Here is a 21,230-nt window from a genome sequence, read left to right on the forward strand (position 1 = left end):
AAACTGTACTTTTTGTGTGTAAGAAAAATGGCGGTAAGTCTCAGATGGCGGCTTCCGTCATGCGCGGACTAGCTGGTCAGGATGTGCAGGTTCTCTCTGCTGGGACTCACCCCGGGAGCGGGCTGAATGCCGAGTCTGTGCAGGCGCTAGAAGCACGCAGTTACTCCGTGGAAGGGGAATACCCCAAAGAAGCGAGTGTTGAGCGGGTAGCCCAGGCTGACTGTGTTGTGGTGCTGGGTAATGAGGCTCAACTTGAGGTTCCTCCCGGAATCAGGTTTGAGCGATGGGATACGGTTGAGCCCTCCCTCCAGGGAATTGAGGGTGCTGAGCGGATGAACCTGATTCTTGACGATATTGAAGAGCGTGTGCGCGATCTGTTAGCTTCACTGAATTAGTCTTGCTTGGTTCTTCCAACAGGGGTGGGGTAGTGTTTGGTGCACTATCCCACCTTGTTGTATGAGGAGAAGTGCGTGCATATTGGTGACCTTGCAGAAAAGACCGGCCTGTCCGTGCGCAGTATTCGCCACTACGGCGATATTGGCTTATTGCCGGCCTCGGGCCGCAGTGAGGGCGGTTTCCGTCTCTATACCGAAGATGACCTGCGCCGTCTCTTCTTTATTAAGAGCATGAAGCCGCTGGGGCTATCGCTGGATGAAATCAATGAGCTCATCGACCTGATGGAGTCAGATTCTCTGGGTGATTCTGGGCAGGCCAGACTCCAAGAGCTGACCGTGCGGGTGCAGGAGAAGGCCGCTACCTTGGAGCGGTTCGCCCGGCAGGGGCGGGAGCTGGAGGCCCAGTTGAAGAAGCGTCTCGCGCAGGGCTAAGGCGGGGTTTGGGTAGGCTTGCAGAGGCTTAACTCTACTCTTACGTTAGAGTAGAGTTAGATGATCTACCCTAAGGAGCCCCGTGGCTGACACCGCACTTTCTGCCCTCGACCGGCAATCAGTTCGAAAGACCCTTACTTCCCCCAAGCTACTCAAAACCGAAGTCCTCGCCGGGCTTGTCGTTGCCCTAGCCCTCATCCCAGAAGCCATTGCTTTCTCTATCATTGCCGGGGTAGACCCCAGGCTAGGGCTTTTTGCCTCCTTCACCATGGCAGTCACAACTGCACTGCTTGGCGGGCGACCAGCCATGATTTCAGCAGCCACTGGCGCTATCGCACTGGTGATCGCCCCGCTGGTTGCCAGTCACGGCACCGACTACTTTATTGCCACCGTTATCCTGGCCGGATTTTTCCAGGTTCTTTTGGCTGTGGCGGGTATTGCTAAGCTCATGCGCTTTATTCCCCGGCAGGTCATGGTCGGTTTTGTGAACGCCCTGGCTATCCTCATTTTCATGTCTCAGGTTCCCGAACTTTTGGGTGTTCCCTGGGCGGTTTATCCTCTGGTTGCCCTGGGTCTTCTGCTGGTGTTCGGGCTTCCCCGCCTCACCCAGGCTGTCCCTGCGCCCCTGGTCGCTATCGTCCTCATTACCGCTATTACCGTAGTAGCTGGAATTAAGGTGCCTACTGTGGGCGATAAGGGCGAGATGCCACAAGCCCTGCCCACGCTCTTTATCCCCCAGGTTCCCCTCAACGTGGAAACTTTCAGCATCATGGCCCCCTACGCCCTGGCTATGGCTATCGTGGGTATCTTGGAGTCGCTGATGACAGCCAAGCTGGTGGACGATATTACCGATACCCCTTCCAACAAGACCCGCGAATCTTGGGCCCAAGGTGTAGCCAATATCGTCACGGGCTTGACCGGCGGTATGGGCGGCTGCGCCATGATTGGGCAGACCATGATCAACGTCAAGGCCTCGGGTGCCCGCACCCGTATTTCTACTTTCCTGGCCGGTGTTTTCTTGCTAGCGCTGGTGCTCCTGCTGGGTGATGTGGTGGCGCTGATCCCTATGGCCGCACTGGTAGCTGTCATGATTTTTGTGTCGATTGCGACCTTTGATTGGCACAGCATCACCCCGCGTACCCTGCGAATCATGCCCAAGAGTGAGCTGGTAGTCATGCTGGTGACGGTGGCTACCACAGTGGCTACCCACAACCTGGCAATCGGTGTGGTGCTGGGCGTGCTGACCGCTACGGTTCTCTTTGCGCGCAGGGTTTCTCACCTGGTGACGGTAGACCGGCAGATGGCACCCCTGGAAGGGGTGGAGGCCGTGACCTACCGGGTGGAAGGGGCGCTGTTCTTTGCCTCCTCGAATGACCTCTACTACCAGTTCCAGTACGCGCAGGACCCGCAGACCGTGGTCATTGATTTGAGTGGCTCCCACATTTGGGATGCCTCCACGGTAAGCGCCCTGGACAGTATTACAGCCAAGTATGAGCGACTGGGTAAAACCGTGCAGATTCAGGGTTTGAACCCTGCCAGCCAGGACTTCCAGGACCGGCTGAGCGGCCAGTTAGGAGCAGGTCACTAGGAAGTGGCATTTCCCCCAGCATGTTCCCGTACTCCTACCTGATTCTCAACCGGTGCCGTGCCAGCCAGCTGGATTGGGGGGGGGGGCTGGCGTTAAGGGTGCTGGGCCGGGCGCGGCACCGGGTATTTAGGTTGGGTGCTATTGACTTAGCCCGCAGCCCCCGCGAGTTCCGGTGCAGGGGCGTTCTTGCGGGCACGTTCTGCTTCCCTGCGGTCTTCCCGGCGGTGGCGAATCCAGATGCTAGCTGCGGTACCGCTAAGAGCCAGGATGAACCAGCCTGCCAGCCAGGCAAGGCCGGTAGAGATTCCAATTGAACCACCAGCAATGAGTGAGCGGAAGGCTTCCAGGGCGTGGGTGAGCGGTAGCCAGGGGTGCAGGGCCTGCAAGAAGCCCGGGGCTGTTTCAATCGGGTAGGTGCCGCCTGCTGCACCAATCTGAATAACTGTCAGCATGAGCGAGATAAAGCGACCCGGTGCATCGAGCAGGGCAATGAGTGCCTGGTTGATAGCCAGGAAGGTGATGGAGGTCAGCACCGCAAAACCCATCAGGCCCCAGAAGTTAGCTGTCTTAATATCTACCAGGCTGTGAATGATGATAGTCATCACTGACCCCTGGACGATACCCATGAGGATAACCGGCACCATGGCTCCTCGGAGGGTTGCCAGGCCGGAATGTCCACGTCGAGCGAACTTAGCTGAGATAGCTGGGTACATCATGAAGTAAGCAATGGCACCTACCCATAGACCAAGAGTCATGAAATAGGGGGCTAGGCCGTGTCCGTAGGTGGAGACCTCGTTGATGCGGGTTTTGTCAATGGCTACGGGGTCGCTGGTCACTGCGCTCAGATCCTCAGCTTGCCCGTCAGTATAGCTAGGTACCTTGTCCACCGCGTCACTGAGCGAGGTGGAGAGGGTAGAACTTCCCTTCTTGAGTTCTCCGAGACCTTGTGAAAGCTGGCTGGCTCCGTCTACGGCCTTACCGGCCCCTGCATCAAGGTCAGCGGCCCCGTCGTTGAGCTGGTTGGCTCCCTGGTTGAGTGAGGACGTGCCTTGCGCCAGGGTGAAGGTGCCGTCTTTGAGCTGGTTGGCTCCCTGGTTGAGTGAGGACGTGCCTTGCGCCAGGGTGAAGGTGCCGTCTTTGAGCTGGTTGGCTCCCTGGTTGAGTGAGGACGTGCCTTGCGCCAGGGTGAAGGTGCCGTCTTTGAGCTGGTTGGCTCCCTGGTTGAGTGAGGACGTGCCTTGCGCCAGGGTGGATGCGCCAGCCTCTAAGGAGGAGGTGCCATCTGCCAAGCTGGTGGCTCCGGTAGCAAGTGATGAGGTCCCGTCATGGAGGTTATGGGCACCGGTAGCAAGTGATGAGGTGCCATCTGCCAGTGCGGCTGCCCCGTCATTAGCCTGGGATACTGCACCGGCTAGAGCTCCGAGATTTTTGCTGAGGGCTCCGACTGAGCTATCTAGCTCCTGGGCACCCTGTGAGAGAGCGCTGGCACCCTCTGCTAGGGTGGTGGCTCCTGTAGCGGTTTGGCTAGCTCCGGTTTTTAAGCTATTTGCTCCACCGGCTAGTTTGGTTAGCCCGCTGTTTTCATCGCCGACCAGTGCCTGGGTGCCCGCAGCTAGGGTGTTTGCCCCGGAATCCAGCGCCTTAGTTCCTGCTGAGAGTTTACCGGCCCCGGTGTTGAGCTCTTGGAGGGCAGCTCGCTTCTGTTCGTCTGTGAGCTTGTCCCAATTATCTAGTAGGGATTGGGTGCCCGCAGCTAGGGTGGTGGCTCCGGTGGTGAGCTCATCGGTAGCGCCGGCTAGGTTGGTGGCTCCGGTGGCCAGGTCTTGTGCCCCGCCCAGGGCCTTATCTGCTCCTTGGGAGAGCGCTTCAGCCCCAGAGCTCACCTGATTAGTAGCTGCTTTGAGCTCTTGTGCCCCAGCAGCTAGGTTGGAAGCGCCTGTTGTAAGTGAACCGGTGGCATCGGTCAGGGCGGGAAGTTTTTCGGGTAGGGTGGCTACACTCTCGTTGAGTTGGGTCAGGCCCTTAGAGAGGCTAGAAGCCCCTGCCTTGACCTGGTCCGCACCGGTTGCCAGGGAAGATGCCCCACCATTGACCCGGTCTGCACCCTTGGCTAGGGATGATGCTCCCTCGTTAACCTGGCTGGTGCCCTGCGCCAGGGTGGATGCTCCTTGGTCAACTTTGCTGGTGCCGTTAGCTAGGGATGATGCGCCTTGGGAGAGGGATGAGGCGCCTTGGTCAACCTTGCTGGTGCCCTGAGCTAGGGATGATGCGCCTTGGGAGAGGGATGATGCTCCTTGGTCAACCTTGCTGGCGCCGTTAGCTAGGGATGATGCGCCTTGGGAGAGGGATGACGCTCCTTGGTCAACCTTGCTGGTGCCCTGAGCTAGGGATGATGCGCCTTGGGAGAGGGATGATGCTCCTTGGTCAACCTTACTGGCGCCCTGAGCTAGGGATGAGGTCCCGCTGGCTAGTGAGTCTGTTCCTGATTTTAGGTCGGTGAGCCCTACGACTAGCTCCTTACTGCCCTGGGCTGCTGAGCTTGAGCCGTCTGCCAGTTTTTGGGCACCGTCGGAAGCTTCCCCCAGGGAGTCGTGGATATTGGTGAAGCCCGCGTAAATCTTGCTCAAGTATTCTGTGGATACCTTATGGGCCAGTGCGTCGGTAACTGCTGTCCCAAGTGAGCTAGCGATATTGCCGGAGATGATGTTAGAGCCGTCGTTGGTGGCAATATCTAGTTTGGCTTTGCGGGCCGCATCTGAAGAGTTTTCGGACAGGGATGAGACGTTGGCTGAGAAGTCAGCTGGAATGGTCAAAACTGCCTGAACCCGACCGTTTTCGAGCTCGCTCCGTGCTTGATCAGCATCCATGACTGACCAGTCAAAATTACTGGTGCTGTCCTTAGTAAGTAGTTCTTGGGTGAGGTCGTCACCGAGGGTCAGTTCTTGGCCTGTGCGTGTGGTGGCAGCCTTGTCCTGATTGACGATAGCGGCCGGTACGGCATCGATGGTACCGGTGGGGTCGTAGTTAGCCCAGGTGAGAATACCTGCGTAGATGGAAGGAATAATAATAACTGCCAGGAGTACCAGGTATTTCATAGGGCCTGATGTGCGCTTTAGGGCGGGGTGTTTGGTTCGTGTTGAAGGCACCGGGTTCACCTACTTTCTTTTTAAGGTTGGGGAGAGGGGAAAACTAAGGGGGGTTAGCTGGTAGCCGCTTGGATCATGGCGGACAGGCGCTGGCCCATGGCCTGGGCGGTGTTGGGGCCGATGAAGTCTGTCCTGAGCCAGCGCACTGTTAACCAGGCGGCCCCGGCGGCGATAAACTGGGCGTAGTCACTGGTGAGAGGCCTATTTGTGGTCTTGGGTTGTTCGGTAGCAGAGCCTCGGAGCAGGAGTCTATGGGTCAGGAAGGTAACGAGCTCTTCGACCAGAGATGAGTTGCCGGAGGCGTCTAAGACATTGCGGAAGAAGACTGCATCTGCTTGGAGTGCGGTGAGCAGGCTGGTGCTAGCTGCGCTTGTGATGAGGGTGCTTGGGTCGGTGGGGTCTGCCTCGGGGAGCGAGTTGAGGGCGGTATCTAGCTTTTCCAGCGCGGCAGTGTGAATGAGCGTGTTGATGTCTGAGAAGTATTGGTAGAAGGTGGGGCGGCTGACTCCTGCGGCCTTGACCAGGTCGGTGATATTAAGGCTTGCTGGTTCTGGGGTGTTCAGAGCCTTGATGGTGGCCTCAACAAGGGCTGTGCGACTACGGGCGGGGCGGGGGTCTAGGGTCACGGGCTTCTCTCCACAGTATTTTTCTTACAGATGTAAATTTTACGCCTGTGAAGGAAATCGGCAAGGGGCTGGGGTGTGATATAGGACAGTTTCTGTGAGCCAGGGGTGTTCAATACTGCAACCGCTACCTCAAATGCCCGCCCCTGAAGTCTTCCTTTTCGCTGGGTAGGTAGAGTACTGGCAAGCCTGTTTCTTGCCTGGCTCGTTAGCGCCCGCACGGGAATTCACGTTAGCCCTAGCCAGCTTGGCTGGTGCACCTTGAGTTTCAGCCAACAGGCTGGCCGGTTACCCGCTAGCGGAGACCCGGTAGATTAGAACTATGAGCACATTCACCCGCTACGCCCTCACTGCAACCACCGCCCTTGTCGCAGGCGCTTGCGTCACTACCGCTCTCACCGGCTACCGGCAAGCCCGTATACCTTTAGCTAAAGGGCTCAGCTTGGAGGGTCGGAGTCATCCCTCGGGTTACACCCAGCTTTTGGCTGACCTGACCTACCAGCAAGAGGGCACTACTGTTTCGGAGCAGTCCATCTTTGCCGCCCTTGAGGGCCTGATCGAGCGTGCCCAAGACTTTCTGGTCTTAGACCTCTTCCTCTTCAACTCTGACTACGACCGTACCCGTGGGCCAGAGGGTGGCTACCCGCGGCTTGCTGAGCGGGTGACTAGGGCCCTGGTTAACAAGCGGGCACAGGCACCTGAACTGCCTATCATTTTTATTACCGACCCCATTAATACTTTCTACGGTAGCTACTCCCTACCTCACCTGGAGCAGCTAGCTGATGCTGGGGTGCAGGTGGTGATGACCGATCTAGATGCTCTGGCTGACTCCAACCCGATCTACTCGGCTTTCTATCGCACTTTCCTGGCCCGTCTGCCCGAACTTCCTGCAGGGTTGCCTAACGTCTTGGCTCCTGGGCGTCCTAGGGTGAGCCCTAACGCCTATGCTCGTCTCTTCAATTTCAAAGCCAATCACCGCAAGCTGGCGCTTAGTGAGCGAGAGGCCCTTGTCAGCTCAGCTAATCCCCATGACGCTTCGGCCCCTAACTCTAACCTAGGTTTGCTGGTGACGGGCCCCGTTCTGGCCGATATTTTAGCCAGTGAACGCGCTATTTATACCCTCTCGGGTGGGCAGGGTGAGGTCTTTGACAGGTTCGAGCAGGTGCTCACCCAAGGCCTGCGCGACAGGAACGGCCAAAGCTCAGAAGACCATGAGCCGGTGAGAGTTCAACTGGTCACCGAAGGAGCTATCCGGCGGGTAGCCTGCCAGATGGTGCGAGCAGTAGAGCCCGGTGGAGAGATTTGTCTGGGAATGTTTTATCTGGCTGAGAGATCAGTGGTGCGGGAGCTCAAAGCTGCCGCTCAGCGCGGAGTTCAGGTGCAGGCCCTGCTTGATCTGAACCTTGATGCTTTTGGGCGTAAGAAGACGGGGCTGCCGGCCCTGCCTGTAGCCCGCGAACTGCAAGGCGCTGGGGTGCAGGTGCGGTGGTATGCCACCAGTGGGGAGCAGTTTCACCCTAAGTACTTAGCGACCTACCGAAAGGGGGAGGGCGGCGGTATCTTCGAGCTGCTGGTTGGATCGGGTAATTTTACCCGCCGAAATATTTGTAATTACAACCTGGAGACTGACCTGAGGTTGGTGGCACCTATCGATGCCCATTTGGCTCAGGAGTTTACTGCCTATTGGTCACTGATGTGGAGGAATGAGCCGGTTGCTGGCAGGCCAGCTCTCTTGAGTCTGCCCTATGAAGGGCGTGAGGAGCCTGGGGCCATGCGCTCTGCCTTGCACAAGCTGGTTTATCGCTTTCAGGAGGCTACCGGTCTGGGTACCTTCTAGAGACTTCTTAAGCTGAACTGCGTGGAATAAAAGAATTTTTGCGTTTGGTGGACGGCTGGGGCCTAGCAAGTGCACAACTACTTTAGGCAAGGAATGCCAAGATGGTGCAGTTGCTCAAGAAGAGCGCGACAAGCGATAAGAACACCAGCCATGGTCCAGGAACCTCAGGTCATAGCCGTGCCGGGTGATCTCTCGTGGGTACAATTTTTTTATCAAGAAAATTGCTAGTGAGGTTCATTCAAGAGAGCTGCAGGAAGCCATGAGGAAAATAGTGTCTTTGCTTATAACGGTAATGGTTTTATTACTGATACCCCTGCCTTTTGCGATGGTTCTTAGCGGAGTGAACTTTTTAACCGGTGGTTGGTCGGGGGCTTCTCAGGAGTTCTGGGTTAGTTATGCCTTTGGTTTAGTAACGCTTCTGGTAAGCCTAGGCTGGTATCTGTGGAAAGTGAGAGCAAGAGATTCTCCTTAACCAGCTGACCTATCAGAAATATTTGTGGGGCTAAGAGGGGGGAATAAAATTTTCCGGCTTGCCCCACATCCCCCGGTTTGTGGGACGGTAGTAGCGGGCAGGCAAAATGCCCAGAAAACACAAGCCGAAATTCTGCTGCGAAAAGACGTCCCCGCAAATGTGCCAGGGAGTCCTTGGGACGCTTCAAGCTATGACCACCAGCCACACCCCAGTCCGGGTCATACCTGCATCTTCGCTGCGGGCCAACTGCCGGTGCAAGAGCTGAGAGTGAGTGGTGGGTAGATACCGGGTGGCTATTTCGAGGGTTAGACCAAGCAGAGAGTAAGCCCAAGGGCTATGGAGGCAGTTGCCCCAGAGAGGATGAGGCCAAAGAGGAGAGCCGGACCACCAGCGGAGAGGGTGGATTTGAGATTGACTGCCGTGCCCAGAGCGGCCATGGCTACTGCCAAAATAAAAGTGGTGAAGGTATTGAGTCCAGCCAGGAGCGGGCCAAGGGGCTGATCCAAGCCGCTCCACGCCAGCACTGACCTGAGCACGATAGCCACGATAAACCCCAACACAAAGAGGGGCAGTAAGGGTGGTCTGTGACTCTTAGCCTGCGAGGTCTTCCTCTGGGCCTGCCTACTCTGGCCATAACCTACCAGAGCCACAATAGGGGCCAAAAGAACTACCCGGCCCAGCTTGCTTACCGTAGCAATATCGGTCACCTCTGGGCTAATAAAGCCCCCCGCCGCTACTACCTGCCCCACCTCATGAATAGAAGCACCTAACCATACCCCAGCCTGCAGAGGTGTAAGGGGCAAAAAACCGACCAGGGCCGGTAAGGCAAACATAGTCAAAGTGCCGCAGAGGGTAATGACAGCCAAGGCCGTGAGGGCCGCGTTATCCACTGTTTCATCGTCTGGGTCTTGGGCTTTTGGGGGTAGGGCCGCCGAGATACCGGCAATTGCCGAAGCGCCACAGATTGCAGTGCCGGTGGTGGTCAGAAGGGCGGTAGTGGGGGCCAAAGCAAGGTAGCGCCTCAAGATGATAGCCACCAGGTAGGTCCCTGCAACTGTCAGAAGTATGGTCAGTAGGGCCCCGAACCCCAGTGAAAATACATCTGGCAGAGACAGACGAAGACCCAGGAGGACAACGCCCAGCCGTAACAGGCTCTTGGAGGCAAAGGTCAAGCCAGCCTGAGCATTTTGGGGTAAGAGGCCCATATTGCGGGCAGCTATTCCCAGAACTATGGCCAGAAGTAGGGTGCTGACCAGCTTGAGACCGGGCATAAGGGTCAGAAGGTAGGCAACTAGGGCTAGGCCCACCGCTAGGACTAGCCCCGGTAGGAGCTTAGGGAGGGACGCTAGGCCAGCGCGAGGGGTGGCTCTGCGGTGGATTGTGGGGTCTGGCAAGCTCATGCTTTTAGTTTAGACTGCCTTGAGCCCTCTGAGTTGGCCTGCAGAATGAAATCCCTCCCCTTTCCTTAGCTACTCTTGACACCCCTAGAACCTCAACCCTTTTATTCCGGGGAGTGCCCCGGTAAGGGCTAGGCGGTGGTAAGTTCCAGTAAACGGCGGTGGACAGTGGTGTCCCCGGTCAGCTCGGGGTGGAAGGAGATGCCCAGTAGTTTGCCCTCTTGGACGCCTACTATTTTCTTGCGGTAGGTGGCTAGGACTTCTACCTCGGGGCCTGTTCGTGTAATCGCAGGTGCACGGATAAAGGCTGCCCTCAGCGGGGTTTCTTGCTGGCACCAGGCAAGCTCAGCTTCCGCCGAATCGATCTGGGAGCCAAAAGCATTACGGGCAACGGTGACATCGAGCAGACCCAGGGTTTGCTGGTCAGCGGCAGGGCCCTCAAGGTTTTTGGCCAGAAGGATCAGCCCGGCGCAGGTGCCCAGGGTGGGCAGGCCAGCGCCGATAGCGTCAATGAGGGGTTGGCGTAGGCCAAAGATACGGGTGAGCCTGTCGATAGTGGTTGATTCCCCACCGGGTAGTACCAGGGCATCGCACCTTTGCAGTTCCTCCGGTTTTTTGACCAGCAGAGTGTTCACCCCCAGCGTCTCTAGGAGCTTGACGTGCTCGGCCACTCCGCCCTGGAGGGCCAGAACACCAACGGTTAAAGTCATGGATTCCCTTTCGCTACCCCGGCAAAGTAATAGATGCTAGGGGTGGGGCGTAGTTACCCCACCCCTTAGGCTTACCAGCCGCGTTCTGCCAGGCGGTGCGGTGCGGGCAGGTCGGCAACGTTGATGCCGACCATGGCTTCACCTAGGCCACGTGAGGCTGCGGTAACCTGCTCGGGGTCATTGTAAAAGGCGGTGGCTTTCACGATTGCCTTGGCGCGGGCTTCTGGTTTGCCGGATTTGAAGATGCCCGAACCCACAAAGACACCGTCTGCTCCTAGTTGCATCATCATGGCAGCATCGGCTGGGGTGGCAACGCCGCCTGCAGTAAAGAGGACTACGGGGAGCTTGCCGGTGCGGGCTACCTCAAGGACCAGCTCGTAGGGTGCGGCCAGTTCTTTGGCCTTGACGTAGAGCAAGTCGGGGGACGTGGCCTGCAGAGCCTGAAGCTCAGCGATCTGGGTCTTGATGGTGCGAATGTGTTTGGTGGCTTCGGAAACATCCCCTGTGCCTGCTTCACCCTTAGAGCGGATCATGGCTGCACCTTCGGTGATGCGGCGCAGTGCCTCGCCCAAGTTGGTGGCGCCACAGACAAAAGGAACCTTAAAGGCGTGTTTGTCAATGTGGTTGACGTAGTCGGCGGGGGAGAGCACCTCAGACTCGTCAATGTAATCGACCTTGAGGTGCTCTAGGATCTGGGCTTCGACGAAGTGCCCGATACGGGCTTTAGCCATGACGGGGATTGAGACAGCATCGATAATGCCCTCAATCATATCGGGGTCACTCATGCGGGCAACACCGCCTTGGGCGCGAATGTCGGCGGGCACGCGTTCAAGGGCCATGACGGCAACAGCGCCAGCATCTTCAGCGATTTTGGCCTGTTCGGGGGTGACAACGTCCATGATGACGCCGCCTTTGAGCATGTCGGCCAGGCCGCGCTTAAGAAGGGGTGAGCCGGTGTTTGCGGTCTCGGTTGTTTTTTCAGTCATGGTGACCAGTCTGCGCCCAGATCTGGTCTAGGGAAAGGTCCAGACAAACACATTCTTTTTAGACCAGATAGTTTAAGGCCTGGGTTTACCCCAGGCCTGGATTTTCTGCCCCTCTCAAACTCCAGGCCAGGCACTTAGTCTCTGGGGGTGAGACTGGAGTGCCTGGCCTGGGAGGGGTTCCCTGTAAACCTGGGAACTTTTTAGGCTTCGGGGCGGTAGAAGTACTGATCTGGTGATTTCATGCTTTCCTGGCCGTTAACGGTGGCGGTGTACTTATAACGGTACTTAACCCTCAAAGTGCTCCAGTCACGATCATCTTGGCCGGTTGCAACAAAGAGGTAGCTTGGGAAGGGCGTGGTGCCCTTCCTGGCTGCCAGACTTCCCTGGTAGTAGGAGGTGTAAGCGTATTCTGTAATACCTTGACGTGTGACCACGTTACCCTGGGTGTAGTCGCGGGTAGGGGTGGCCCAGCCATTGGACTCTACGCTAGTGAACTGCAGATTATCTTCTGGTAGCCAGTAGGTCACCGCTACGTTGGTGATGATATCTGTAGGAATGGTGAAGTAAACAGCTACGCTGTAAGGATTTCGCTCATCGAAGGTAGTCAGCCAGTAGCGCTTACTGCCGTCGTAGTTAGCGTCCTGATCTGAATTGTGGTAAGCGTGACCGTTACCGCTGACAGCGGGCTGCTTCTCGCGGGTAGAAGCGGCATAGGCCGGGATGCTGGCGGACGCTAGGACCATGGGTGCGGACCAGGCCAAGGCCCGGCGGCTAACATGAGGGGTGGGGGAGGACATCTTTACCTGCTTAGAGATATTTAGGATGATTTAGGGTATTTGGCCTATGCTATCAGCTCCTTCTGGTTCGGGTGATGGAGATAGACATCTCTCGGTGAGATGTTGGCAACAAATAATAAATTATTCTTTGCATCTGTAATGCCTAATAGGAGCCATATTTACAGATATAGCAAATAGGGCTGGGGGCTCAGAATCCTGCCGAGTTCGTATCCGCAGCCTGGGAATAAGGGCAGGCCCCTTAAGAGACCCCCAGCACCTCACTGGGCCCAGGGGGAAGGAGTCCAGGAAGTGTCATCTTCTGACCCTTTAGCACCTACTACCCAGGTTCGCTGAGTAGTTATCTCCTAGGGTTCCTATCTGCCGATACACTAGAGAAGGGAAGAGCAGAAGGGGGTTACGTGGCTCAATACTCAGGGGATAAATACCTCCCCCTTAGCCTGAGCAGGGGCACAGGGCTCTCCTTACACACCCAGATCGCTGAGCAGATCCGCTCGCTGATTGTCTCTGGCCGTCTCAGGGCCGGTGACCACCTGCCATCTAGCAGGACGCTAGCCCACCAGTTAGAGGTTTCACGGGGCACAGTGGTCTTTGCCTATGAACAGCTGACCGGTGAGGGGTACCTGTCAAGTAATCGTGGCGGAACGCGGGTCTCACGCACACTACTGGCTCACTGGCCCCAAGATCCTGCTCAACCCTCCGGCGCCGGCCAAGAATACCTCATCCCAGGGCCAGCTAGCGTCCAAGTCCAGCAGCCAGAAACAAGCCCCCCTCAGGGCAACTTTTTTGATCTGAGGCCCGGTCAACCCGATACCTCCCTGCTGGCCAGCGCCAGTTGGCGAGCGGCCTGGCGAACCGCCGTGGCAGCCCCTCTGAGCAGCCACCCCCCGGCTGGGTCGCTAGCCCTACGCTCAGAGTTGGCAGAGCACCTGAGGCTCATACGGGCCACCTACAGGGACCCAGAGGAGCTACTGATCACCGCTGGTGCCAGGGAGGGTTTTCGCCTGCTTCTTACGGCTCTGCGTGCTCGGCAGCGTAAGCGCCCCTTGAGGGTGGCAGTGGAAAATCCCGGTTACCCTAACTTGCGTAAAATCCCCCAAACCTTTGGGCACCAGATCATCCCTATACCGGTTGATTCCTGCGGTCTGATTCCGGACTGCTTACCTGTCGGTAAAGATCGCCCGGATCTAGTCTTGCTGGCACCTAACCACCAGTACCCCTTGGGCACCTCCATGCCGGTGAGCCGTCGCCTGGATTTACTTGCCTGGTCTGCGGAGCAGCAAGTGCTCCTCGTGGAGGACGATTATGATTCCGAACTGCGCTACCGAGGTGATCCTCTGCCCACCCTGGCCGCTCTTGACCGTTCCCCCCTGCTATCTTCCCAACTAGTTTCTGGTAGGCAGAGCCAGCAGGGTCGAGTCCTTACCCTAGGTTCCTTTTCTAAGCTGCTAGCTCCCGGTCTTAAGCTGGGTTACCTTCTCGCGCCCCCGCAGCTAGCTCAAGAATTACTGGATCTTCGGGATACTCTGGGTAACCCCGTGCCCTGCCTGGTTCAAGATGCTCTAGCTCATTTTCTGGCCCGGGGCGGGCTGCGAAGCCATACTGCCCGGATGAGTAGGGTCTACCGACGGAGGCGGGAGCTCGTTCGTGAGGCTCTGGGGCAGATTCCCGGAGTGAAGTTGGTTCTGATGGAAGGTGGTTTGCACGCCATGCTGATCCTGCCGGGGCAGGGAGGGCTCACTGAGACCTGTGCCTTGGAGCGAGCCCGTGAGGTGGGGGTAGTTTTGGCCCCTCTGAGCGACTACTGGTCCCAGGAAAGTGAGCTGTCCCCTGGCTCTCCCCTGGGGTTAGAGCACTCGCAAGGGCTAGTTTTAGGGTTTGGTGCCCTTAAGGACCAGGACCTTGCTCTTGCTCTAGAGCGCCTGCGTTTTATCTTGATGCGCCCTTCAGCCTAAGAGAGCCTATTGATGTCTTCAGAGATTTACCCTGGCCTGTCGGCCCTTCTGCTCAGCCCCAGAGAGCTACTCATCCCCTGGGTGGGAATATCTTCGTAGCTAAGCCTGTGCTATCTTCCAAGCCACAGGGTCGAGGGAGGGCGGTAGACTAAGAGGGTGATTGAGGAACCTAAGAACAAATCTGAGCTCCACCCCACCGACCGGCTACTGGCCGGGGCACTTGCAAGCCCTACCCTGGTTCAGGCCCTGGTCTTCCTGGTCTTTGGGCTGGTTACCGTTTTTTGGCAGGCCCCGACCCTGACGGTCATTACTATAATGCTGGCGCTCTACCTGCTGGGCTATGCGGGAGCCTCCTACCTGACGGCGCGTGCGCTTGCTCCTGCCGGGGACAGGGTTTCTGCCCAGGGGTTTACTTCAATAGCCTTAGTTCAAGCCGCCGGTGGCGCTCTGATGCTTCTGGCGCCGCGCGGGGAGTTCTGGCTCACCCTCATGGGGGCCCTGGTTCTTGGCCTGACCGGTGTTCTTAAAGTTCTAGCCGGTATGCGCTCTCAAGAGTGGAACCCTGCCGCCCGCGACTGGCAGCTGGAAGGCCTGATCATCACTCTGTCTGCGGCCGCCCTACCGGTGGTCTCAGAGATCGGAGACAAGGCCATTATGGGAACCGCCGGTGGCGGTGCCCTGCTAGCAGGTGTTTTTGTGCTGATCGGGGCGCTTACTCTGCGCGCTCAGGCAAACAAACCCCAGGAGCCCTAGCAGGGCTACCTGTGACCCTAGCGGTGGCGGGGCGCATAAAACCCTTGGCCACCCCGTAGACTGGTGGGACTACCAATTCAGGAGGAAGAAGTCTGTGGCTCAGAAGAGTGAACCAACCCGGTCAGGGTTTAAGGCGCAGGTGACCGGCCCGCTCATTATCGCGGCGGTACTAGCAGCTGTTGCCTTTGCCTGCACCTTTATTTTTGCTACCGGCGGTACGGCCAACCGGCCTCAGTTCGTTTTGGCGCTGACCATCGGCGGTGCTGTTTTTGTGGTCACCCTGGTCATGTGCGCCACCCTTATCTTGGTGGAAAAACCCAATGACCCCTCCTTGGGCCAAGGTACCGGTGTTAACCGTTCCTCCGCCAAGCTCTACGCCGAGGCACGCGCCCGCCGTGAAGCCGAAGCCAAACGCCGAGAAGCTGAGGAAAAAGAACGCCTGGCCCAGCGTATCGACGAGGCCAACAAAAAGAACTAGCCCTACCTGCCGGTCAGAGGCAGATAGGGCCAGTCGCTAGTGGAAGGCACTAAGTGCATATTTTCAGCTGGCGCTAGATCCTAGGATTCCTGAGCGGCAGAACCTAGATCGTGGGCTACCTTACGGCTGGTGCGGTAGGCGGTTTCAATGGCTCCGTCCACTACCACACCTCGCCAGCCGCGAGCATAGTCGGACCCAGCAAAGTAGATGCGGCCCATATCCTGTTCGAAATGGTGCCAGCCATCGGTAAATTGCCCCTTCTTCAAGGTGGCCCAGGCTTGTCCGCTCCAGGGGTCATCGACCCAGTCATGGCCAGTGCAGTCGATAGCTTCAAGGTCGGGGCGCCACTGGTTGAGGATTTCTTGGGCATCCTCAAGGCTGTTGAGGTCTACCTGGCTGTGATCGGAGCCAAAACCAACGCAAATGGTGGTGCCGTCGTCCAGAAAGAACTCGCTGCGGAAGACATTAATCTTTGCGGGGCTAGGGGCGTAGCCCAGAATCTTATGATGGCCCTTGATTTTAATCCAAATCTTGCAACCGGTGGAGTTCCACTTCTGCTGGATCAGAGAAGGAATTTTACCCGGTAGCTCAGGTGAAAAAGTCAGGTTGCCTAGCGCCCCCAGCGGGACGGTAACTACGACGGCATCCGCCTCGACCAGCCGGCCATCTTCTAGGGTTAAGCGCACCTGCTGGTCGCTATGCTCCACCTTTTTGACCGGGGTCTCTAAATGGATAGGGCAGGTGAGGTCTTGAGCAATAGCCTGGTAGATACCTTGCATACCATTGGTCAGTTTAAAACGGAGGGTCTGTTCATCCATGAGGGAGAGACGGTGGTCGCTCAGAGCCGCCCACTGCTTAGCCATCAGTGATGACCCCTGGTGGGGGTTGCCGATGTAACCAGCAGACCAGTAGGCGTTACACAGATCCTTCTCTTCCTGGCTGAAATCTCCCTCTTCGAGAGGGTCAAGAACACTGTCTTGATCCGCCTTGAGGAAGGCTTCTTGCAACTGCTCTGAGGCCTTTGAATCGGGCCTCAGGATGGCCAGGGGGTCTTGGGGGTTGGGGAAGAAGTCACGAGAACCTTCAAAGATTTTTGCCTGTGGCCTAGCAAGGCGGGCATCCATCTGACTTTCAGTACCTGAAATGACCTGCCCCTGGCTGACCCAGTAGGCATCGCAGTCTGAGGGGCTGGGGTAGATGGTCTGCTGGTAGCGGGTAATCTCAGCCCAAATATGGGGTTGCATCCAGTGGACCCAGGTGGCACCTAGTTCCAGGTCTTGACCCATGCGGTTTTCCGTCCAGGCTCTGCCCCCGATGCGGTTCCGGGCTTCAAAAACTTCTACCTGGTAGCCCAGGGTTTGAAGTTCTCGGGCGGTCACTAGGCCGGCGAAGCCAGCTCCAATTACTGCTACTTTTTGTGTGGTCATGGTGGGGACCTTCTTTCTGTGGCACCTCAGTAGCCTGAGCCTCATGAGGGCTGGCTACCGGGGTCTGTTGATTCCTGATGGTCAAGGTGGCGGATGGCCTGGTAGACATCGGGCCTGCGGTGTTTGAGGTAGTGGCCCCAGGCCAAACCCAGCACCCCGGAGCCCATGATGACTGCTGGCATGACATAGACCAGGGGGGAGCCGTCTTGGGAGCCGATCATGATGTCAAAGTTCCAGAGAATGAGGAAGGCAACTACCGCAAGGGCCAGCGCCGAGACTCCGGGGGCTATGAGGCGCACCCAGAGGGAATGGTCGGCTGGATTGCGGGCGAACCAGCAGATGACTGCTACTGAGGTGATGGTCAGTAGAAAGACCAGCCCAAAGGCTGCCGCGTTGGTGAACCAGGTAAAGAGGGTCAGTACCGGGTAGAGCTCCCCGTGCTCAGAATTCTGGCCCAGGACGGCAAAGATCAGCAGGACCAGTAGGGCTAGGACGGTCTGTAGAGCTGACCCGTAGAGGGGGGAACCTGATGTGCTCGCTCGCCCTAGTAGGCCTGGCAACACGCGTGACCTGCCCAGGGAGAAGAAATAGCGGGCAGCAGCATTATGGAAGGCCAGCAGGGCGGCAAAAAGACTGGTGATGAAGAGAGCGTTAGCGGTGTGTGCCAGGGCGGGTGAGCGTTCAGCCAGCCAGACAAAAACCAGATCTGGCCCGTATTCCTGAGCCTGAGCGATGATGGCGCTTGGCCCCACTCCCATGGCAAAAGCCCATGCCGTGCCAGCGTAGAAGAGGGCAATGAGGGTCACTGCAATGTAGGTTGCTCTAGCAACAGTTCGTTTGCGGTCTTTGACCTCTTCTGAATAGATAGCCCCGGATTCAAAGCCCATAAAAGCGGCAATGCTAAAGGCTAAGAGAACTCCGATGCCGGTGGTGAAAAAATCCTGTGGCTCGATGGTCTGGCTAGAGATCCCCTCGGGTGGCTCTGTGAGGGCGAGGGCGCTGACGATGATAACTACCAGGAACTCGAGGGCTACCAATAGTCCCAGGATTTTTGCTGACAGGTCAATGCTGGCAACTCCGAGCAAACCTACACATACCCAGCCCAGCAGGGCCGCGACCCACCAGGAGATGTGGATGCCAAAGAGGGTGCTGAGAAAGGCGGCCAGGGAGAAGCCAAAGAGCCCGTAGAGGCCGCACTGCATGAGGTTATAGGAGACCAGCGCCAAGATGGCAGCGGCGATTCCCTGACGGTTACCCAGCCCTTCGGTGATGTAGGCGTAGAAGGCCCCCGCATTGGAAATAGAACGGCTCATGGCCACGTAGCCTACGGTGAAGAGCAAGATGATGAGCCCGATGGCTAGATAGCCCAGGGGCACCCCCAGAATCCCTGCAACAGCAAAGTTGGTGGGGACTCCACCGGCTAGCACGGTCAGTGGTGCCGAGGCCGCAATAATCATGAAGACCAGGGCCGTGGTTCCTATGCCCGGTCGGGTCTGCTGAAGGTTCTGGGGCACTGGGGGCCTCCCATCTGTGAGTAGTCTTACTGGAAGACTCCGTTGAAGTAGTCGCTGATGCCCTGCAGGTCATTGAGGGGTAGCACTGCGGCCACATACTGGTCGGGGCGCACGATGATGACAGCACCATCGCGGCTAATAGCGCGTTGCTCAAAGATATCTTCTTCTGGCAGGCGGCAGTAGATGTTCTCCCAGTACTCCACCTGGTGCTGGCCAACTAGCGGGCGGAAGGCTGCTGGTACATCGGTGACCTCAAACTCGGTGTGGACCTGTTGGTAAATCACCAGGGGCTCAATGAGCGCGTCAAAGTCTTGGCCCTGGGCCCGGAACTTCACGAAAGGTGATTGGGGGTCCGAAACGAGGAAGTCGCTCAGGGTTCGTACCGCAGAATCTTCTGCGGCGGGGTGGGCTGCATCTGCAAAGACGTAGAGCCGGTAACGACCGTCGGCAGTGGCCTCGTGGCCCAGGTGCCGGGGGTAGGAATTTTCCCGCCGATTGACCCGGGCCGAGCGGAAACGCTTACCCACCGGGAAGCCTTCAGCCAGGTGCTGGTGCTCGGTGCCACCGGTCAGTAAAGAGGGCTTATAGCAGGTCATAAAGCCGGCCGGGAACTCGGCTGTCTTGACGTAGAACTCTTCGAGGTATTCGGGGCTGGGGAGGTCTTCGGGTTTGGTGGCCATGAGGGTTGACCACTCTTTGTCAAAGTCGATCAGGTCCTGGGCGACTTCCTGGCGTTCTTCCGAGTAGGTTTCGAGCAGGGCTTGGGGGGCCCGGCCGCTGAGGACATGCCCCAGCTTCCAGGCGATGTTAAAGCCATCTTGCATGGAGACGTTCATGCCCTGGCCTGCTTTGGCGGAGTGGGTATGGCAGGCATCGCCGGTGATGAAAACCCGCGGGTGGGTTTCTTCTGTGCTGCGGTCATCGAAATGATCTGTCAGCCGGTGGCCTACTTCGTAGACCGAGTGCCAGGCAACCTCTTTAACGTCGATGCTATAGGGGTGGTAGATGGCGTTGGCGCGGTCAATGATCTCTTCGATGGGGGTGGAACGTACAGCGTGGTTATCATCTGCTGGGACTTCGCCAAGGTCTACATAGACCCGGGCCAGGTGCCCACCCTCTCGGGGGATATGCAGAATAGATCCCTGGGCTGAGCTGATAGCGCACTTCATGCGCCAATCGGGAAAGTCAGTATTGACGATGACGTCCATGACGCCCCAGGCGTGGTTGGCGGCGTCCCCGGTCAGCTTGCGGCCGATGGCCTTGCGCACAGCTGAGCGGGCTCCATCGCAGCCGATGATGTATTTGGTGCGCACGCTAAACTCCCGCCCCTGCTGGGGGCCAGCGCTGTGGCACAGGCGGACTTCTAGGGGGTATTCCTGGCTTTCGTCGGTGCTCAGCCCCAGAAATTCAATGCCGTAGTCGGGGGTGATTCTGCCGGGGGAGTTGCGGGCGTATTCTGCGAAGTAGTCCAGCACCCTGGCCTGATTGACGATTAGGTGGGGGAATTCGCTGATGTCGTGGGGGTCATCGACGGGGCGGGCACCGCGAATAATGTTTTGGGGGTTTTGGGGGTCCGGCTTCCAGAAGCTCATTTCGGTGATGTGGTAGGCCTCCCGGATGACCTCTTCGGCAAAACGGAAGGCCTGGAAGGTTTCGACCGAGCGGGCCTGGATGCCGTCGGCTTGCCCGAGTTCTAGGCGGCCTTCACGGCGTTCGATGATGCGGGTATTGACGGTGGGGAATTGGGAGAGTTGGGCTGCGGCAATCATGCCGGCAGGGCCTGAGCCGACGATGAGCACATCCATTGTTTCTGGCAGGTCGCTGGGGCGGTCGATGCCGTAGCCAGCAGCTTCTTGGATGCGCGGATCGCGGGAAATATAACCGTTGTGGTGGAAGTGCATACTGCTCCTTACGGTGTGTTGGGGTACGTCCTTGTACGCCTTAGTTTGGGTGTGTTGGAAGACCCAAGCCCCCAGGGGTGTGATGTCGGTAACTAATTTGAATCATATACGATACCAGACCGGGCAACAAGGGATAGGTGCTCTTTTTGCTGAGGGAGTGCTGGCCCAGGCCTGAGGGAGCTGCCCTTACTGGCTGTGCTGGCCTACCCTGATCTAGGAACGGCCTTCTAGGCTCTGGTGACTAAACTTTTACAGGGCCTTTCTAAGGGCCTATTCCGTGGGGTGTAGGCCAGAAAGTTTCTTTTTGATGAGTTCAAGGAGGGCCTGGGGGCTCTTGTTGCAGCCCTGGAGTTCCTGGGAGGTAACTAAAATACGGGACTCTTCCCCGCAGATGTAGGCGATAGCGGGTGCCTGCTCATCTGGTATCAGGGTTTTGAGCTGGGGGGTGCCTTGGTTGAGGTGCAGGGTTCTCAGGGGTAGTGGTAGGGTCTGGCAGGCTTCTTTCCACTCTTTCTTGCCCAGGGGATTGTAGCCGTGGGTGATGTCGCAGAGGGCGCAACCTTTGCGCCCGCTGACTTTCCTTAGGATGTAGGACAATTCTCCTTTGATTCCAGCATCGGCTGCATAGACTCCGATGAGGTATGGCTCCTTCATCATTTTTCCTTTCAAGCACAGAAGCGCCGAGGCTTTTGCTTTGTTGTGTGGAGGGGACTAGCTTGCCTGCTTGAAGGCTAGCTACCCTCCCCCTTGTTGTGACGCTGATTACTTGCTAATGTGTGAAAATAATATACGATTTTCGGTGAAATACCAGAGCTCGAGGAG

17 protein-coding genes are annotated in these 21,230 nt (G+C 57.5%); 7 read left to right on the forward strand and 10 right to left on the reverse strand.

The window, feature by feature from the left end; genetic code table 11:
* The first annotated feature begins 14 nt into the window (after positions 1–14).
* The 3 genes from ACN082_RS00295 to ACN082_RS00305 all read left to right on the forward strand — a co-directional run bounded on the left by ACN082_RS00295 (position 15) and on the right by ACN082_RS00305 (position 2,415).
* Positions 15–395: a low molecular weight phosphatase family protein gene (locus ACN082_RS00295; protein WP_419098858.1), complete on the forward strand. Its 381-nt coding sequence runs from the start codon at positions 15–17 to the stop codon at positions 393–395.
* Between the two features lie 75 nt (positions 396–470).
* Positions 471–827, forward strand: a complete 357-nt coding sequence (locus ACN082_RS00300; protein ID WP_419098859.1) for a MerR family transcriptional regulator — start codon at positions 471–473, stop codon at positions 825–827.
* Positions 828–909: 82 nt separating this feature from the next.
* Positions 910–2,415 (forward strand): SulP family inorganic anion transporter, encoded by a 1,506-nt coding sequence (locus ACN082_RS00305; RefSeq protein WP_419098860.1) that lies wholly within the window; start codon positions 910–912, stop codon positions 2,413–2,415.
* A 146-nt stretch (positions 2,416–2,561) separates the two neighbouring features.
* Here ACN082_RS00305 and ACN082_RS00310 read toward each other — a convergent pair whose 3' ends face one another.
* Positions 2,562–5,561 carry a YhgE/Pip family protein gene (locus ACN082_RS00310; RefSeq protein ID WP_419098861.1) on the reverse strand — a complete coding sequence of 1,000 codons (3,000 nt, stop codon included), beginning with the start codon at positions 5,559–5,561 and terminating at the stop codon, positions 2,562–2,564.
* A gap of 53 nt (positions 5,562–5,614) precedes the next feature.
* The gene (locus tag ACN082_RS00315) at positions 5,615–6,187 is read right to left on the reverse strand and encodes a TetR/AcrR family transcriptional regulator (RefSeq protein ID WP_419098862.1); all 573 of its coding nucleotides are present in this window, start codon (positions 6,185–6,187) and stop codon (positions 5,615–5,617) included.
* A 319-nt stretch (positions 6,188–6,506) separates the two neighbouring features.
* Here ACN082_RS00315 and ACN082_RS00320 point away from each other — a divergent pair, with 319 nt between their 5' ends.
* A complete protein-coding gene (locus ACN082_RS00320) occupies positions 6,507–8,021 on the forward strand; it encodes a phospholipase D-like domain-containing protein (RefSeq protein ID WP_419098863.1) in 1,515 nt (504 codons plus the stop codon).
* A 777-nt stretch (positions 8,022–8,798) separates the two neighbouring features.
* On the opposite strand, the gene ACN082_RS00325 is transcribed toward ACN082_RS00320, so the two are convergent.
* The 4 genes from ACN082_RS00325 to ACN082_RS00340 all read right to left on the reverse strand — a co-directional run bounded on the left by ACN082_RS00325 (position 8,799) and on the right by ACN082_RS00340 (position 12,383).
* Entirely contained in the window at positions 8,799–9,893 is a 1,095-nt protein-coding gene (locus ACN082_RS00325) for a YeiH family protein (RefSeq protein WP_419098864.1), read from the reverse strand.
* A 128-nt stretch (positions 9,894–10,021) separates the two neighbouring features.
* Positions 10,022–10,600, reverse strand: a complete 579-nt coding sequence (gene pdxT, locus ACN082_RS00330; protein WP_419098865.1) for a pyridoxal 5'-phosphate synthase glutaminase subunit PdxT — start codon at positions 10,598–10,600, stop codon at positions 10,022–10,024.
* Positions 10,601–10,671: 71 nt separating this feature from the next.
* Positions 10,672–11,586 carry a pyridoxal 5'-phosphate synthase lyase subunit PdxS gene (gene pdxS / locus ACN082_RS00335; protein ID WP_419098866.1) on the reverse strand — a complete coding sequence of 305 codons (915 nt, stop codon included), beginning with the start codon at positions 11,584–11,586 and terminating at the stop codon, positions 10,672–10,674.
* A gap of 200 nt (positions 11,587–11,786) precedes the next feature.
* Positions 11,787–12,383 carry a hypothetical protein gene (locus tag ACN082_RS00340; protein ID WP_419098867.1) on the reverse strand — a complete coding sequence of 199 codons (597 nt, stop codon included), beginning with the start codon at positions 12,381–12,383 and terminating at the stop codon, positions 11,787–11,789.
* A gap of 398 nt (positions 12,384–12,781) precedes the next feature.
* On the opposite strand from ACN082_RS00340, the gene ACN082_RS00345 reads away from it, so the two are divergent.
* The 3 genes from ACN082_RS00345 (at position 12,782) to ACN082_RS00355 (ending at position 15,566) form a co-directional block, all read left to right on the forward strand.
* Complete coding sequence (locus ACN082_RS00345; RefSeq protein WP_419098868.1) at positions 12,782–14,335, forward strand: PLP-dependent aminotransferase family protein; 1,554 nt, start codon at positions 12,782–12,784, stop codon at positions 14,333–14,335.
* A 156-nt stretch (positions 14,336–14,491) separates the two neighbouring features.
* On the forward strand, positions 14,492–15,088 hold the full coding sequence (locus tag ACN082_RS00350; protein WP_419098869.1) for a hypothetical protein: 597 nt from the start codon (positions 14,492–14,494) through the stop codon (positions 15,086–15,088).
* A gap of 94 nt (positions 15,089–15,182) precedes the next feature.
* Positions 15,183–15,566, forward strand: coding sequence for a hypothetical protein (locus tag ACN082_RS00355; protein WP_419098870.1), 384 nt, complete (start codon positions 15,183–15,185; stop codon positions 15,564–15,566).
* An 80-nt stretch (positions 15,567–15,646) separates the two neighbouring features.
* On the opposite strand, the gene ACN082_RS00360 is transcribed toward ACN082_RS00355, so the two are convergent.
* The 4 genes from ACN082_RS00360 to ACN082_RS00375 all read right to left on the reverse strand — a co-directional run bounded on the left by ACN082_RS00360 (position 15,647) and on the right by ACN082_RS00375 (position 21,065).
* A complete protein-coding gene (locus ACN082_RS00360; RefSeq protein ID WP_419098871.1) occupies positions 15,647–16,993 on the reverse strand; it encodes a flavin monoamine oxidase family protein in 1,347 nt (448 codons plus the stop codon).
* 41 nt (positions 16,994–17,034) lie between these two features.
* Complete coding sequence (locus ACN082_RS00365; RefSeq protein WP_419098872.1) at positions 17,035–18,507, reverse strand: APC family permease; 1,473 nt, start codon at positions 18,505–18,507, stop codon at positions 17,035–17,037.
* A gap of 26 nt (positions 18,508–18,533) precedes the next feature.
* A complete protein-coding gene (locus tag ACN082_RS00370; protein WP_419098873.1) occupies positions 18,534–20,408 on the reverse strand; it encodes an FAD-binding monooxygenase in 1,875 nt (624 codons plus the stop codon).
* A gap of 270 nt (positions 20,409–20,678) precedes the next feature.
* Positions 20,679–21,065: a hypothetical protein gene (locus tag ACN082_RS00375; RefSeq protein WP_419098874.1), complete on the reverse strand. Its 387-nt coding sequence runs from the start codon at positions 21,063–21,065 to the stop codon at positions 20,679–20,681.
* Between the last annotated feature and the right edge of the window lie 165 nt (positions 21,066–21,230).

This window comes from Rothia sp. CCM 9417 (assembly GCF_048513575.1).
Lineage (GTDB): Bacteria > Actinomycetota > Actinomycetes > Actinomycetales > Micrococcaceae > Rothia.